The following is a 15,852-nucleotide window of genomic DNA, read 5'->3' on the forward strand; positions in this document are numbered from 1 at the left end:
CCCGGTGTTCGGATGCGACGCAAATCAGTGTTAAGCGTTACCCTGAGCCGAATGCTCAAGCTGGAGCCCCCTGCCGCATGCGTCGCTTTCTGATCTGGTCTGGCCTGGCGGTCGTGATTGGCCTCGTCCTGGCCATCGGCGGTTACCTTGCCTACGATCATTTCTACGCCCGCTTCCAGCCGGTCACGATCACGCGGAACCAGGGCGAGATCCAGCGGCTGCTGGACGAGAGCTCGTGGGTTTCGCCGGGCGGCGGCGGCGACCAGCCCCTCTACATCATCGGCTATCGCGACAGCGCCCCGACCCGGGCCTACGAGCAGCAGGAGGCCGACAAGCTGAGGGCGGGGGGCGTCGACGTCCGCGTCATCCTCTTCGCCCGTCCGGACAAGGAGGGCGCGCCGCAGTCCACCCCCGCCGAGCGCGCCACCCTGGCCGAGCTGTGGCTGACGCGGGACTGGGCCCTCTATCAGCGCTGGACCGCGACCCCGTCGAGGGACTGGACGGCGGCGGGTATTCCTCTGGCCGACGGCAATCTGGCCCGCAGCGCCGTGGTCGAGGCCGGGCGGCAGTTCATGTCGCGCCTCGATGCCCTGATGCGCGACGCCGGGGTCAAGCCGACCTTCCCCCTGGTGATCTGGCGCGATCGCGAGGGTTTCCTCAAGGCCTGCGCCTGCGCCGACAGCCGCTCCTGGGCCTTCATCCGCGATGATCTGGATGCGCCCGATGCGATCGAGGCCTCGCCTGCCCCCGCGCCCGAGGTTCCCATGACGCCGGCGCCAACGGTTCAGCCACAGGTTCAGGGTTTGCCCTATCCGAACCTGCCGCCGATTCCGCCGGTCAACGGCCAGCCCGCGCCGACACCCGTTCCGCCGCCCGCCGCTCCGGCCCAGACCCCGGCGCCCTCGGCCGCGCCCGCGCGACCCGCGCCGTCCAATACCGCGACCAGCCGTCCGGCGCCCCAGACGACGCCGCGCCCCGCGCCGCGTCAGAACAGTCCGCGCCAGAACCGGCCGCCGGCGCAGGAAGACACTCAGTTCTATTGATCCCGGTAAGGGATGGCGGTCAGAAAAGCCGCTTGCAGGTCGCGATCAGCCGCTCGACGTCCTCGATGTCCTGATACAGGCCGAAGCCGAAGCGGATGGTGTCGTCGCGCACATCGGTGACCACATTGGCCGCCAGCAGGGCCGCGCGCCAGGTCTGGGCCTGCGGGTGCTTCAGGGCGATAAAGCGCGACCGGGGGTCATCGCCGATCACCGGATTGAGCGCCTCTGCCTCGTCGAGCGCGCCGCATTCTCCTGACGCCAACGCCTGCGCGAACCGCGCCTGAAGTGTCCCGGCATGGGCCGAGATGTCGGCGGTGGTCAGGCCCGCCCCCTCCAGCATCCGTCGCACGCCGTTGAAGCGATAGAGGGGCGTACAGTCGATGGTCGCTCCCCAGAAGCGGCCTGCGTCGGCGCGGTATTTTACCTCGTCAGGGCGGCCCATCAGCTCGCCGAACTCGGCGAACCAGCCGGTGATGACAGGTCGGGGGCAATAGCCGTCGGGCGCGTGCAGGAAGCCCGCGCCCTCGCCGCTCATGGCGTATTTATAGCCCCCGGCGACGTAGAAGACGCGGTCGGCCACGGCTGACAGATCGGTCGGGGTCGCCATGAAGCCGTGGTAACCGTCGATGACCACCCAGGGCCCGGCCGGATCGGCCAGGGCCGCCAGATCGGCGATGCGGTTGAAGGCGAGGCCGGTCTTGAAGAAGACCTGGCTGACCAGGATCAGGTCGTGCCCGCCCGCCCGCGCGGCCTCCACGAAGCGGTCGTCGAAGGTCTCATACGGCAGGAGAGGGATGCGGGTGACGACGGCCTCTCCGGCCTCCTCCCAGCGCTCCGACTGGCGGCGGAAGGAATGGAACTCGCCGTCGCTGGTCAGGATGCGGACGGGCTTGCGCTCAAACCCGGACAGGATGCGGATCAGGAAATCATGGGTGTTGGGGGCGAAGACCACAGTGTCGGGGGACGGCAGATTCAGCTCGGCCGCGATGTGCTTCTGGGCCTCCGGCACGACTTCGCCGAACACCAGATCCCACTTCCGGTCCGCGAACCGGTTCGCCTCCTCCCAGGCCTGCACCTGCCCCTCGAACGAGGCGTCGGGCCAGAGGTGGTGGCTGTGGGCCGCGAAATGCAGCCGCTCGGGATCGAGGGAGAGGGCGCGCGAGAAGAGGGGCTTGAAGCTCATGCGGTCGCGTTCACCAGCCAGCAGGCGGCTGTCATCGGTACGACGCCGTCGCGGGCCTCCTGCTCCACACGCCGGGTCATGGCGTCATGGAGTTGCTTTTGAAGGGGTTCATCGAGCCGGGGCATGGCGGCGCCCACCGGCCCCAGCCTCAGGCCCATCTCGACCAGTTCGGAAACCGAAAGCGGGGTCGGAGCATCCAGGGGGGTGATCTCGATATGGCTCCAGCCCGCGCCATCCAGAATGTCACGGACCTTGTCCGGATCGGCGAAAGCGAACCGCCCCGGACCGCTGGTCGGCGGCGCCGACAGGTCCGGGATCAGGGGGCGGGCGATCGTATCGGGAAGACCGGCCAGCGGGTTGTCCTCAGGTCCCCGCCAGCAGGCGAAGCTCAGACGGCCGCCGGACTTCAGCGCGTCCCGCAGATTGGCGAAGGCGGCCCGGGGATCGGGGAAGAACATGACCCCGAACCGTGAGATCAGGGCGTCGAAGGGCGCGTCGAAGGCGGCGGTCTGGGCGTCGGCCAGCAGAAAGTCCGCGCTGGTCAGGCCCTCCGTCTCCGCCCGCTCGCGCGCCAGCGCCAGCAGCGGTTCGGACACATCGACGCCCAGACACAGGCCGTCCGTCAGGCGGCGGGCCATCTGTACGGTGGTCGCGCCGGGGCCGCAGCCGATGTCCAGAACCCGGGCGTCCGACGCCACGGGAACCTGGGCCAGAATGGCCTCGCTGATCGGCTGATACAGCCGGTCGAGCAACGGTTGCAGCGTCACCCAGGCGTTCGAACCCGTGGACTTCCAGTAGCCCGTATCGAACGGCTGGGCGGCCATCAGGTCAGATCAGGCTGCCGTGGCAGTGCTTGAACTTGCGGCCCGAGCCGCAGGGGCAGTCGGCGTTGCGCGAGGTGCGCTCCCAGCCGACCGGCAGAAGCTCGACCGGCAGGCGCGAACGGTCGTCGCCGGTGAACTGCTGTTCCGGGTTCTGGGCGTAGGGGTTGCCCATCTCGTTCTCGCCGGTGCCGGGGTTCAGGTGGATTTCCCGGAACTCGGGCATCTCCATCGCCGGCGGAGCCTCGAAGCGGAACTCCACGGTCATCAGCCAGCGGGTCACATTGTGACGCAGCTCGTGCAACAGGTTCTCGAACAGGGAGAAGGCTTCGGTCTTGTACTCGTTCAGCGGATCGCGCTGGCCATAGCCGCGCAGGCCGATGACGCCGCGCAGATGGTCTAGATGGACCAGGTGCTCGCGCCACGACATGTCGATCTGCTGCATCAGGAACTGCTTCTCGATGCCGCGGGTCTGGCCTTCGCCGACCAGCTCCAGACGCTCGGCGGCGCGGGCGGCGGCGGCGGCCTGCAGCCGCTCCTCGACCTCCTCGTTGGACACGCCTTCCTCGGCGGCCCAGTCGTGAATCGGCAGTTCGAGGCCAAGGGTCGTGCGGACCTTCTCGTCCAGGCCGTCGATGTCCCACTGCTCGGCATAGGCCTTGGGCGGCATGTAGCGGTCGACCAGGTCGGTGATCACATCGGCGCGGAACTCGCCGACCAGTTCCGAAAGGTCGGTGGAGTCCATGAACTCCTGGCGCTGTTCGAACACCGCCTTGCGCTGGTCGTTCACGACGTCGTCGTACTTCAGCAGGTTCTTGCGGATGTCGTAGTTGCGGGTCTCGACGCGCTTCTGGGCGGTCTCGACGGCGCGGTTCAGCCAAGGATGCGAAATCGCCTCACCCTCGGCGACGCCGAAGGAGCGCATGATCGAGTCCAGACGGTCGCCGGCGAAGATGCGCAGCAGGTCGTCCTCGCAGCAGAGGAAGAATTTCGAGGTGCCGGGGTCGCCCTGACGGCCCGTCCGGCCGCGCAGCTGGTTGTCGATCCGGCGGCTCTCGTGGCGCTCGGTGCCGAGCACGAACAGGCCGCCGGCTTCCAGGGCCGCGGCCTTGTGCACGGCGATCTCGGCCTTGAGGCGGGCCTCTTCGGTCTTCTCGTCTTCCGGCGAGACCATGACGCCCATGTTGCGCTGGTCGAGGCGCCATTTGTCGAGACGCATCTCGAGGTTGCCGCCCAGCTGGATGTCGGTGCCGCGGCCGGCCATGTTGGTGGCGATGGTCACCGCGCCCGGCAGGCCTGCGTCGGCGACGATGAAGGCTTCCTGCTCGTGCTGACGGGCGTTCAGAACCGAGTGGGGGATGCCCTTGAACTCGGTCTTCCAGACGATGTCGTACGCGGCGTCGCCCAGCTTCTCGGCTTCCTTGGCCTTGCCCGCGAACTCGGGTTTCAGCGAACGGGAGACCTCGGTCTTGTACTCATAGGAGTTGAGCAGTTCGGACAACTGCTCCGACTTCTCGATCGAGACGGTGCCGACGAGGATCGGCTGACCCTTGACGTGGCATTCGGCGATCTGGCGGGCGATGGCCTGGTTCTTCTCGCGCTCGGTGCGATAGACCTCGTCGTCGTAGTCGATGCGCTGGATCGGACGGTGGGTCGGAACCTCCAGCACGTCCATCTTGTAGATGTCGCCGAACTCCTGGGCCTCGGTGGCGGCCGTGCCGGTCATGCCGGACAGCTTTTCATAGAGGCGGAAGTAGTTCTGGATCGTGACCGAGGCCAGGGTCTGGTTCTCGGGCATGATCTGCACGCCCTCCTTGGCCTCGATGGCCTGGTGCAGGCCCTCGGACAGACGGCGGCCCGTCATCATCCGGCCCGTGAACTCGTCGATCAGGACGATCTCGCCGGCCTTGATGATGTAGTCCTTGTCGCGGGCGTACAGGGTGTTGGCGCGAAGGGCCTGGTTGATGTGGTGCACCAGGCTGACGTTGGCGGCGTCATAGAGGCCGGTGGTGTCCTCGGCGAAGAGACCGGCCTCCTCGAGGATCTGCTCGATCTTTTCGGAGCCTTCCTCGGTCAGCAGGGCCTGCTTCTGCTTCTCGTCGAGGTCGTAAGTGGCCTTGTCCTGGATCAGCGTCTTCACCACGCCATCGAGGATCTTGTAGAGGTCCGAACGGTCCTCGGTCGGACCCGAGATGATCAGGGGCGTGCGCGCCTCGTCGATCAGGATGGAGTCGACTTCATCGACGATGGCGAAGTGGTGCGGACGCTGCACCATCTCGGCCCGGTCATAGACCAGGTTGTCGCGCAGATAATCGAAGCCGAACTCGTTGTTGGTGCCGTAGGTGATGTCGGCCGCATAGGCCGCCTGGCGCTGGCCGGACGACAGGCCGTTGACGATGACGCCCACTTCCATGCCGAGGAAGCGATAGACCCGGCCCATCCATTCCGCGTCGCGGCGGGCCAGATAGTCGTTGACGGTGATGACGTGGACGCCCTTGCCGCCCAGCGCGTTCAGATAGGCGGGGGCGATGGCGACGAGGGTCTTGCCCTCGCCGGTGCGCATCTCGGCGATGCCGCCCTCGTTCAGGATCATGCCGCCGGCCAGCTGGACGTCGTACTGGCGCTGACCCAGGACCCGCTTGGAGGCTTCACGCGCGACGGCGAAGGCCTCGTTGAGGATCTTGTCCTGGCTTTCGCCACCGGCCAGACGATCCTGGAAGGTCTGGGTCATCATCCGCAGTTCGTCGTCGCTCAGGGCGGCGAACTTGGGTTCCAGGGCGTTGATCTTCTCGACCCGCGCGAGGAAATCCTTGACCTTGCGGTCGTTGGAAGAGCCGAAAATTTTCTTGGCGAAGCCGAGCATAAGCGATCCGAAGGCGTCGAGCGTCTGAAGGCTCTGATACAGGGTCCGGAGAGGTTCCGGACGGGCGGCGGCGACGTCGCGAGAGGGGCCCGATCCGACGGCGGCCCGGTGCGCCCGGACAAGGCGCGCGCGAGGGCCGCGCGAACGGTCGAAAACCCCTCGACTTGGGCGCAGCCGGGACTTAAGCACCGGCCTAACCCCTGTCAACGCGAGGGGCATTCCAGTCCGGGACGGAGCAGCCTCCTTTGTCCGTTTTTCGTGCACGGCGTCTTTCGCGCAACCCTCTGACGGTCTTCGCCTTCGCGGCCCTGCTGACGGTCGCGGCCTGCGGGCGCGGCGACGATTCCGATCGTCCGCCGGAACCCGGCGACCGGGCCGTGGCCAAGGTGCTGGACCAGACCATCTGGGCGTCCGACGTCAAACGGGAGGCGGTGGCGCAAGGGCTGGTCGGGGAGGGCGAGCCGCTGGACGTCACCTCGGACCTGTTCCGTCGCGTGCTGGACGAGGTCATCGATCAAAAGCTGCTGGCGCGCGAGGCCGAACGTCGCGGTCTCGACAACTCGGTCCTGGCCCAGCGCCGGCTGAAGGCGACCCAGGAGCGGATTCTCGGCGACATGCTGGTCGAGAACGAGGTCAACGGCCGCATCAACGATCAGGCCGTCCAGACCCTGTATCAGGAGCAGCTGCGGCTGGCGAAGACGTCGGAGGAGATCCGCGTGCGGCTGATCCTGTCGCGGACAAAGCCGGAGGCCGATGCGGTGATCGGCATCCTGGCCCAGGGCGCGGCCTTCTCGGCGGTGGCCCAGGAGCGGTCGGTCGACGAGGCGACCCGGTTCTCGGGCGGCGACCTCGGTTATTCGACGGTCGACGTCATGCCCCAGGCCTATGCCAACGCCCTGCGCGACGCCCCGGCGGGTTCGACCGTGGGTCCGTTCCAGACCGACGGCGGCTGGGCCGTGCTGCGGGTCGAGGACCGGCGCAAGGAAAGCCCGCCGACCCTGGAGCAGGCCCGGCCCCAGATCGTGCGCTATCTGACCTATGAGGGCGTGCGCAGGCTGCTGGAGCAGTTGCGCGGCAAGGCGAAGGTGAACATCCTGCTGGCCGACGAACCCGCGTCCAATGGGGCGGAGGAGCCGGCCTCGGCGCCCGCTCCTTCGGCCAATCCTTCTTCCCCGACGGCGCCTCCGACCGCGCAGTCGACGCCCCAGACCCCCGGAGCGCCGAAATCATGAGCAAGCCGCCCGTTCCACCCAAGGCCCCGGCGAAGGCGTCCACCGGTCAGAAGATCGAGCATGCCATCGAAAAGGCGCTGGACCCGCTCGCCTCGGCCCTGAAGCGCGCCACCACACCGGCGGCGACGCCCGCGCCCACGGCGCCCGCCCCCGGCAAGCCGGGCCTGAAGGTCTCGCCCCTGGCCGTGCCCTTCCCGACCATTCCGCCCATCGGCGGGGTCGAGATCGCGACCGCCCGAGCCGGCTTCTACAAGCACGAGCGCGACGATCTGGTGGTGTTCCGCTTCGCGCGCGGCACGACCTGCGCCGGGGTCTTCACCCGGCACAAGGTGGGCTCGGCGCCCGTCGACTGGTGCAAGCGGCATCTGGGCAACGACGACGGCGGCAAGGATGTGCGGGCCCTGGTGGTCAACGCCGGCTGCGCCAACGCCTTCACCGGCAAGGCCGGGGCCGACGCCGCGCGCCGCACCGCCTCCGAGGTCGCCAAACGCTTCGGCTGTCGCCAGCGCGACGTCATGCTGGCCTCGACCGGGGTCATCGGGGTGGTGCTGGACGATCACAAGATCGCCGCCCAGCTGCCGACGGTCGAAAGCCGTCTGGACGCCGACGCCTGGGCCCAGGCCGCGCGCGGCATCATGACCACGGACACCTTCCCCAAGGGCTCCTACGCCGAGGCGACCATCGAGGGCGAGAAGGTCCGCATCGCCGGCATCGCCAAGGGCTCGGGCATGATCGCCCCGGACATGGCGACCATGCTGGCCTTCATTGTCACCGACGCCAACATCCACCCCAGCGTGCTGCAGGCCCTGCTGGGTCTGCACGTCCGCACCACCTTCAACTCGGTGACGGTCGACGGCGACACCTCGACCAACGACACCTGTTTGATGTTCGCCACCGGCACCTCGACCGCGCCGCGCATCGGCCGGGTCGGCGACCGGCGGCTGAAGGAGTTCTCGGCCGCGCTCGACCGCGTCATGCTGGATCTGGCCCATCAGCTGGTCCGCGACGGCGAGGGCGCGACCAAGTTCGTCAAGGTGACGGTCGACGGCGCCGCCAGCCCGGCCTCGGCCCGCAAACTGGCCAAGTCGATCGCCGACAGCCCCCTGGTCAAGACCGCCATCGCCGGTCAGGACGCCAACTGGGGCCGTATCGTCATGGCCGTGGGCAAGACCGAGGAGCCGGTCAACCGCGACACCCTCGCGATCAGGTTCGGCCCGCATCAGGCGGCCATCGACGGCGCCCCCTCGCCCCACTACGACGAGGCGAAGATGACGGCCTATATGAAGAACCCCGAGATCGACATCACCGTCGACGTGGGCTCCGGCAGAGCCTCGGCGACCGTCTGGACCTGCGACCTGACCAAGGGCTACATCGAGATCAACGGGGACTACCGGAGTTGAGGGGGCGCAGCTGACGCGGGCGCATCAGAACGTCCTCTTCGTCTGCTCGCAGAACAAACTGCGGTCCCCGACGGCCGAACAGGTCTTCGCCGACTGGTCGGGGCTGGAGACCGCCTCGGCGGGCCTCAATCAGGACGCCGAGGAAGTGGTCACGACCGAACTGGTCGAATGGGCCGACGTCATCTTCGTCATGGAGAAGGCCCACCGCAGCAAGCTTCAGAAGCGGTTCAAGGCCAGCCTGAGGCGGGCGCGGGTCATTTGCCTGGGCATCCCCGACGACTACGAATTCATGGACCCGGATCTGGTCCGGCTGCTCAAGGCGCGCGTGCCGCAGTTCCTGTGAGGGCCCTCAGGCCGCCGCGTCCTCGGCCTGTTCGGCCTTCCTGATCGCGCTCGCCCGGCGCTTCTCGCTCTCGGACTTCAGCTGGCCGCAGGCGGCGAGGATGTCGCGGCCGCGGGGGGTGCGGATGGGGCTGGCGAAGCCGGCCTTGTTCAGGATGGCGGCGAAGACCTCGATGGTCTTCCAGTCCGAGCATTCATAGTCGGTGCCGGGCCAGGGGTTGAACGGGATCAGGTTCACCTTGGCCGGGATGCCCTCGATCAGCTTGACCAGGGCGCGGGCCTCGGCCGGGCTGTCGTTGACGCCCTTCAGCATGACGTATTCGAACGTCACCCGGCGGGTGTTGGCCAGGCCCGGATAGGCGCGGATGCCGGCCATCAGCTGTTCGAGGTCGTATTTCTTGTTGAGCGGCACCAGGACGTCGCGCAGCGGGTCGTTGGTGGCGTGCAGGCTGATCGCCAGCATGGCCTGGGTGCGCTCGCCCAGCGCCTGGAGCTGGGGCACGACGCCCGAGGTCGAGACGGTGATCCGGCGGCGCGACAGGCCGATGCCTTCGTTGTCCGAGATGATGTCGATGGCGTCCGACACCGCGTCCAGATTGTAGAGCGGCTCGCCCATGCCCATGAAGACGATGTTCGAGAGGCGGCGGTCCTCCTTGGGTGAGGGCCATTCCTCCAGATCATCGCGGCAGACCTGGACCTGGGCCACGATCTCGGCTGCGGTCAGGTTGCGGACCAGCTTCTGGGTGCCGGTGTGGCAGAAGGTGCAGTTCAGGGTGCAGCCGACCTGCGAGGACACGCACAGGGCGCCGGCGCGGCCGACGTCTGGGATGTAGACCGCCTCGATCTCGATGCCCGGGGCGGTGCGGATCAGGTATTTGCGGGTGCCGTCCTTGGAGATCTGGCGCTCGACGATCTCGGGCCGGGCCAGGGTGCAGGCGGCCTCGAGCCGGGCCCGCGTCTCCTTGTCGATATTGGTCATCGCCGCGAAGTCGGTGACGCCGTGGTGGTGGATCCAGCGCCAGACCTGAACGCTGCGCATCTTCGCCTTTTCGGGCGCGCAGACGCCCGCCGCGATCAGGGCTTCGCGCAGACCGTCGCGCGTCAGACCGGACAGGTTGACGAGGGCGGGCGTGGTCGGGGCAGCCGGAGAGGCGGAGGCGCGCGAGAGGTCGAGCGTGATGCTCAAGGTCGGTATCCTGATCGAAGGGAGCCCGCCTTATACCACAGATCGCGCTGGATTTAAGGCGCGGGCCGCACTCAGGGCCTGGGAGGCTTGATCCAGCGACCCGCCGCCAGGGCGACGAAGCCCACGACCAGCCCCCAGAAGGCCGAGCCGATGCCGAACAGGGCCAGACCCGAGGCCGTGGCGGCGAAGGTCAGGACCGCCGCCTCGCGATCCGTCGGCTCGCCCAGCATGCCGCCCAGGGCGCCCATCAACGGACCGACCAGCGCCAGTCCCGTGATCAGGGCCAGGGTTCCATGCGGCATGGCGATGAACAGCCCCGCCAAAGGCGCGGCGAACAGGGCGACGATCAGATAGAGGCCGCCGTAGATTACGCCGACGATCCAGCGGCGTTGCGGGTCGGGATGGGCGTCGGGGCCGGTGCAGATGGCCGCGACGATGGCCGCCATATTGACCCCATAGGCCCCGAACGGCGCCAGCAGGGCGGTCGCGGCGCCGGTCGACAGCAGCAGCGGTCCGGCGGGCGGGGTGTATCCGGCGGTCCTCAGCACCACCAGTCCGGGCAGGTTCTGGGACACCAGGGTCACCATGAACAGGGGCAGGGCGAGGCTGACCGCCGCCTTCAGATCGAAGTGGGGCGCGACCGGCGACAGGGTCCCGAACAGGCCGGTCCCGGGCGGCAGGGCGATCTGGCCTCTGACCGCGAGGGCCGTGAAGGCGCCAACCAGCACCAGAGGCAGGGCCCAGGTCGGGGCCAGCCGCCGCGCGATCAGGAAGACCGCGACCAGACCCGCCGCCAGCGCCAGATCGGTCGGGAAGACGAGGAACAGCTTGATGACGAAGGGCAGCAGCACCCCCGCCAGCATGGCCGAGGCCACCGCCGCGGGGATCTTCGCCGCCAGCCGGCCCAGCGCCGGAATCAGGCCGACGACGACCATCATCAGCCCCGCGATGACGAAGGCGCCGACCGCCGTGGGCCAGCTATGCCCCAGCGCCGAGGCCGCCAGCAGGGCCGCGCCCGGCGTCGACCAGGCGAGGATGACCGGGATCTTCAGCCGCCAGCTCAGCAACAGGCCCGGCAGGCCGATACCGATGCAGAGCGCGGTCACCATGGAAACGATCTGGACGGGCGAGGCGCCCATCGTCTGCCCGGCCTGAACCACGAGGGCCACCGTGCCGCCGAAACCGATGATGGTCCCGACGGCGGCGGCCGTGAAGGCGGAGACGGGCAGGCGCGAGGTCATGCGAGAGGCTTACCGTCTCGCTTGCGACCGGGGAAGCGGGAAGGGCCTCAGCCCTCCTCGTCGCCCGCCAGGCCCATCATGTGGAAGCCGGCGTCGACGTGGATGACTTCGCCGGTGGTCGAGAAGCCGAGGTCCGAGCAGAGCCACAGGGCGGCGCCGGCGACGCCCTCCATGGAGGTGTCCTCCTTCATCGCCGACATGGCGCGGCCTTGGGCGATCATGCCGCGGCCGCCCGAGATGCCGGCCAGCGACAGGGTGCGCATGGCGCCGGCCGAGATGGCGTTGACGCGGATGCCCTTGGGACCCAGGTCGCGGGCGATGTAGCGGGTCGCGGCTTCCAGCGCGGCCTTGGCGACGCCCATGGTGTTGTAGTTGGGGATGGCCCGTTCCGAGCCGAGGTAGGTCATGGTGATCATCGACCCGCCGTTCGGCATCAGCTTCGACGCGCGTTTGGCCACGTCCACGAAGCTGAAGCAGGAGATGTTCATCGCCAGCAGGAAGCTGTCGCGCGAGGTGTTCTCGATGAAGGAGCCCTTGAGCTCGTCCTTGTTGGCGAAGGCGACCGAGTGGACGACGAAGTCGATCGTGCCGAACTCCTTCTCCAGCTCGGCGAAGGCGGCGTCCATGGAGGCGTCGTCGGTGACGTCGGCCTGGATCAGCAGCTTGGCGCCGACGCTCTCGGCCAGCGGGCGCACGCGGCGCTCCAGACCCTCGCCCAGATAGGTGAAGGCCAGTTCGGCGCCCTGGGCGGCCAGCTGGGAGGCGATGCCCCAGGCGATGGAGTTGGCGTTCGCCACCCCCATGACCAGGCCCTTCTTGCCCTTCATCAGTTCGCCGGTCGGCATGTTCCAGGCGGATTCAGCGGCCATGGGAAAGTCTCCTCGTGATTTGCCCGAGGGTTAGCAGGCGGGGCACCGTGACGGAACCCTCTCGCGAGAGAGGGACGGGCCTCAGACCTTGGAGAAGATCAGGGTCCCGTTGGTGCCGCCGAAGCCGAAGCTGTTGGACATGACGTGCGTCAGCGGACCGTCGTGGCGCTGGCGCAGGATCGGCATGCCCTCGAACTCGGGGTCGAGGTTCTCGATGTGGGCGCTCTCGGCGGCGAAGTCGTTGGCCATCATCAGCAGGCAGTAGATCGCCTCCTGGGCCCCCGCCGCGCCGAGGGAGTGGCCCGTTAGCGACTTGGTCGAGGAGATCATCGGCAGGTTGTCGCCGAAGACGTTGCGGACCGCCGCCATCTCCTTGGCGTCGCCGACCGGAGTCGAGGTGCCGTGCGGGTTCAGGTAGTCGATCTTCGGATTGCCGGCCATGTCGAGGGCGATCTTCATGCAGCGCTCGGCGCCCTCGCCCGACGGGGCGACCATGTCGTAGCCATCGGAGTTGGCGCCGTAGCCGACGATCTCGGCGTAGATCCTGGCGCCGCGCGCCTTGGCGCGTTCGTATTCCTCGACCACCACGATGCCGGCGCCGCCGGCGATGACGAAGCCGTCGCGGGCCGCGTCATAGGCGCGCGAGGCGACCGACGGGGTCTCGTTGTAGTCGGACGACATGGCGCCCATGGCGTCGAACATGTTGGACATCGACCAGTCGATGTCCTCGCAGCCGCCGGCGAAGACGACGTCCTGCTTGCCCAGCTGGATCTGCTCCATGGCCGCGCCGATGCAGTGGGCCGAGGTCGCGCAGGCCGAGGAGATCGAATAGTTGATCCCGCGCATCTGGAACCAGGTCGAGAGCACGGCCGAGGGGCCGGACGCCATGGCCTTGGGCACGGCGAAGGGGCCGACCCGCTTGGGCGACATCTTCTCGATGGTGGTCTGGGCCGCCTGCAGGATGATCTGGGTCGAGGGGCCGCCCTCGCCGACGATGACGCCGATGCGGTCGTCGCGGATTTCCTCGGGCGTCATGCCGGAATCGGCCAGGGCCTCCTCGAAGGCGATCTGGGCCCAGGCGGTGCCGTTGGCCAGGAAGCGGGCGGCGCGGCGATCCACGCGCGGGGCCCAGTCCTCGGCCGTCACGCCCAGCGACGGCGGCGCCCAGACCTGGGACCGGAAGCCGTATTTGATGTGGTCGGGGGCCGCCACGACGCCGGATTTGGCGTTGCGGAGCGATTCGGTGACCTCCGCGGCGCCGTCGCCGATGGAGGAGACGATGCCCAGCCCTGTAACGACGACACGCCGCATGCTGTATTTCCTCTTGTCTTTCACCCGCTCCGGATCGGAGTGGGCTCCGCGTTTGTCGCGGTTATGTCCGTCAGACGACCTTAGTCTTGAACTCAGCCCTTGGGGGCTTCGGTAGCGCCGAACAGGCCGACCCGCATGTCCGTGGCCGTATAGATGGGGACGCCATCGGCTTCGAGAACCCCGTCGGCGATGCCCATGACCAGTTTGCGGTTGATGACCCGCTTGAGCGTGATCTTGTAGACGACGCGCTTGACGTCCGGGGTCACCTGACCGGTGAACTTGACTTCGCCGACGCCGAGCGCGCGGCCGCGACCCGGGCCGCCGATCCAGCCGAGGTAGAAGCCGACCAGCTGCCACATGGCGTCCAGACCCAGGCAGCCCGGCATGACCGGGTCGCCGATGAAGTGGCACTGGAAGAACCAGAGGTCCGGATGGATGTCGAGTTCAGCCTCGACATAGCCCTTGCCGTGCTCGCCGCCGTTGTCGTTGATCGTGACGATCCGGTCGAACATCAGCATCGGCGGGGCCGGCAGCTGGGCGTTGCCGGGTCCGAACAGCTCGCCGCGGCCCGAGGCCAGCAGGGCGGCATGATCGAAAGACGACGGATATTGGCTCAAGGTGGAACTCCGAAGATGTGGCGCCGGGGTTACACGAGCCGGGAGGCGGGCTCAACCGTCCAATTATCCGCGAAGTTTACGGCCAGTCTCTCAGGGGCGGGGACCCGCCGGGCGGCGCGCATCGCACAGAGGTTGTGTCGCGCCGCCGAAGACGGCGGCCTGCGGCACCCAGCCGTGCACCTTGCGGCCGCCGACATGGCACCAGCCGTCTTGGCACTCATCCAGAGACACGATGGCGTGCGGCGACAGCCGGGCGCGGACCGAGGCGGTGTCCGACCGGCCGGAGCGGATCGGGATTTCCTGGGCCGAGGCGTTGAAGACGTTCCGGCGCGACCGGACGACGCTGCGGTGGACCCAGACGATCGACCCGTCCGGGTCGCAGATTTTGCGCCACTCAAAGGTCTCGGCGATCACCTGAACCGGCAGACCGGCGGCGTGGTATTCCCACAGGATATGGTAGTCGAGGCCGGGACCCGAGCGGGCGCGGACTTCGGACGCCTTGAGGGTCAGCCAGCGCGGCACGGGCTGGCGGGTCGGGGTCGGACGGCCGTCGGGCATGGTCGCGGTCGGCTCGGACGCCGCGCCCAGCGACCCGCCGAGACCCAGCGACAGGGCGATGGCGCACGCGACCGGAACCGCCCGGCGCAGGAAGGGGCTTTGGAACCCGGACTGAGCTTTGCTAGACACTCTTGTCGACCCGTCGCGTCCGGCGCCGTCCGCTAGGGATCGGCGCATGGTGAAACCTCAAGGCTCTCATGTCGTCCTCCAAGCTTAAGGTCGTATTAACCAGACGCCTGCCGGACGCGGTCGAGACGCGGATGCGCGAGCTTTTCGACGCCGAGCTGAATCTGAAGGACCGTCCGATGGACCGGGCGGGGCTGGAGGCCGCAGTGCAACGCGCCGACGTCCTGGTCCCCACCATCACCGACGAGATCGACGCGGCCCTGATCAACGGCGCCGGTGAGCAGCTGAAGATGATCGCCAATTTCGGCGCGGGCGTGGATCATATCGACATCGACGCGGCCGTGGCGCGCGGGATCATCGTCACCAACACGCCCGGCGTCCTGACCGAGGACACCGCCGACCTGGCCATGAGCCTGATCCTGGCCGTCAGCCGCCGCATCGTCGAAGGTGCGCAGGTGGTGGCGGAAGGCAGGTTCGAGGGCTGGACCCCGACCTGGATGTGCGGCCGCAAGCTCTGGGGCAAGCGTCTCGGCATTGTCGGCATGGGCCGGATCGGCCAGGCCCTGGCCCGCCGCGCAAAGGCCTTCGGGATGCAGGTCCACTACCATAACCGAAAGGCTGTCAGTCCCCGCATCGAGGAGGAGCTGGGCGCGACCTGGTGGGACGATCTGGACGAGATGATCGCCCGCATGGACGTCATATCGCTGAACTGCCCGGCGACGAAGGACACCCACCACCTGCTCTCGGCCGAGCGGCTGGCGCGCTTGCAGCCCCACGCCATCCTGATCAACACCGCCCGGGGCGAGCTGATCGACGAGGCGGCCCTCTCCGACGCCGTGGCCCGGCGCAGCCTCTACGGCGTGGGTCTGGACGTGTTCGAAAACGAGCCGGCCATCCACCCCGGCCTGATCGGCAATCCTCACGTCGTCCTGTTGCCCCACCTCGGCTCGGCGACGCTGGAAGCGCGTCAGGACATGGGCGACCGGGTCATCCTGAACGTCATGACCTACCAGAACGGCCACCGCCCGCCGGACCGGGTCATCCCGGCCATGCTCTGAAG

14 protein-coding genes are annotated in these 15,852 nt (G+C 68.2%); 5 read left to right on the forward strand and 9 right to left on the reverse strand.

From position 1 onward, the window contains the following. Positions 1-77: 77 nt before the first annotated feature. Positions 78-1,043, forward strand: coding sequence for a hypothetical protein (locus ACW172_RS09495; RefSeq protein ID WP_492034802.1), 966 nt, complete (start codon positions 78-80; stop codon positions 1,041-1,043). Positions 1,044-1,062: 19 nt separating this feature from the next. On the opposite strand, the gene ACW172_RS09500 is transcribed toward ACW172_RS09495, so the two are convergent. The 3 genes from ACW172_RS09500 to secA are packed head-to-tail and all read right to left on the reverse strand — an operon-like array spanning position 1,063 to position 5,910. Then, positions 1,063-2,226 carry an aminotransferase class V-fold PLP-dependent enzyme gene (locus tag ACW172_RS09500; protein ID WP_492034803.1) on the reverse strand — a complete coding sequence of 388 codons (1,164 nt, stop codon included), beginning with the start codon at positions 2,224-2,226 and terminating at the stop codon, positions 1,063-1,065. Continuing rightward, positions 2,223-3,050 carry a class I SAM-dependent methyltransferase gene (locus ACW172_RS09505; RefSeq protein ID WP_492034804.1) on the reverse strand — a complete coding sequence of 276 codons (828 nt, stop codon included), beginning with the start codon at positions 3,048-3,050 and terminating at the stop codon, positions 2,223-2,225. The genes ACW172_RS09500 and ACW172_RS09505 overlap by 4 nt, the downstream gene beginning before the upstream one ends. Positions 3,051-3,054: 4 nt before the next feature. Next, positions 3,055-5,910, reverse strand: a complete 2,856-nt coding sequence (gene secA / locus ACW172_RS09510; protein WP_492034805.1) for a preprotein translocase subunit SecA — start codon at positions 5,908-5,910, stop codon at positions 3,055-3,057. Between the two features lie 245 nt (positions 5,911-6,155). On the opposite strand from secA, the gene ACW172_RS09515 reads away from it, so the two are divergent. The 3 genes from ACW172_RS09515 (at position 6,156) to ACW172_RS09525 (ending at position 8,885) form a co-directional block, all read left to right on the forward strand. Further along, positions 6,156-7,142, forward strand: a complete 987-nt coding sequence (locus ACW172_RS09515; protein WP_492034806.1) for a peptidylprolyl isomerase — start codon at positions 6,156-6,158, stop codon at positions 7,140-7,142. Next, positions 7,139-8,542, forward strand: a complete 1,404-nt coding sequence (gene argJ, locus ACW172_RS09520) for a bifunctional glutamate N-acetyltransferase/amino-acid acetyltransferase ArgJ (protein WP_492034807.1) — start codon at positions 7,139-7,141, stop codon at positions 8,540-8,542. The genes ACW172_RS09515 and argJ overlap by 4 nt, the downstream gene beginning before the upstream one ends. Positions 8,543-8,687: 145 nt before the next feature. Further along, the gene (locus ACW172_RS09525; protein ID WP_492034808.1) at positions 8,688-8,885 is read left to right on the forward strand and encodes a hypothetical protein; all 198 of its coding nucleotides are present in this window, start codon (positions 8,688-8,690) and stop codon (positions 8,883-8,885) included. Positions 8,886-8,891: 6 nt separating this feature from the next. On the opposite strand, the gene rlmN is transcribed toward ACW172_RS09525, so the two are convergent. The 6 genes from rlmN to ACW172_RS09555 form a co-directional block, all read right to left on the reverse strand. Beyond that, the gene (rlmN, locus tag ACW172_RS09530) at positions 8,892-10,070 is read right to left on the reverse strand and encodes a dual-specificity RNA methyltransferase RlmN (protein ID WP_492034809.1); all 1,179 of its coding nucleotides are present in this window, start codon (positions 10,068-10,070) and stop codon (positions 8,892-8,894) included. 71 nt (positions 10,071-10,141) lie between these two features. Then, positions 10,142-11,311 (reverse strand): benzoate/H(+) symporter BenE family transporter, encoded by a 1,170-nt coding sequence (locus tag ACW172_RS09535; protein ID WP_492034810.1) that lies wholly within the window; start codon positions 11,309-11,311, stop codon positions 10,142-10,144. Between the two features lie 47 nt (positions 11,312-11,358). Continuing rightward, positions 11,359-12,156 carry an enoyl-ACP reductase FabI gene (locus ACW172_RS09540; RefSeq protein ID WP_492034965.1) on the reverse strand — a complete coding sequence of 266 codons (798 nt, stop codon included), beginning with the start codon at positions 12,154-12,156 and terminating at the stop codon, positions 11,359-11,361. A gap of 105 nt (positions 12,157-12,261) precedes the next feature. Beyond that, positions 12,262-13,491 (reverse strand): beta-ketoacyl-ACP synthase I, encoded by a 1,230-nt coding sequence (gene fabB / locus ACW172_RS09545; protein WP_492034811.1) that lies wholly within the window; start codon positions 13,489-13,491, stop codon positions 12,262-12,264. 92 nt (positions 13,492-13,583) lie between these two features. Then, entirely contained in the window at positions 13,584-14,108 is a 525-nt protein-coding gene (fabA, locus tag ACW172_RS09550) for a 3-hydroxyacyl-[acyl-carrier-protein] dehydratase FabA (protein ID WP_492034812.1), read from the reverse strand. Positions 14,109-14,198: 90 nt separating this feature from the next. Continuing rightward, positions 14,199-14,795, reverse strand: a complete 597-nt coding sequence (locus tag ACW172_RS09555) for an SH3 domain-containing protein (RefSeq protein ID WP_492034813.1) — start codon at positions 14,793-14,795, stop codon at positions 14,199-14,201. A 68-nt stretch (positions 14,796-14,863) separates the two neighbouring features. Here ACW172_RS09555 and ACW172_RS09560 point away from each other — a divergent pair, with 68 nt between their 5' ends. After that, complete coding sequence (locus ACW172_RS09560) at positions 14,864-15,850, forward strand: 2-hydroxyacid dehydrogenase (protein ID WP_492034814.1); 987 nt, start codon at positions 14,864-14,866, stop codon at positions 15,848-15,850. The last annotated feature ends 2 nt before the right edge of the window (positions 15,851-15,852 follow it).

It is taken from the genome of Brevundimonas sp. ALps5 (genome assembly GCF_058681645.1).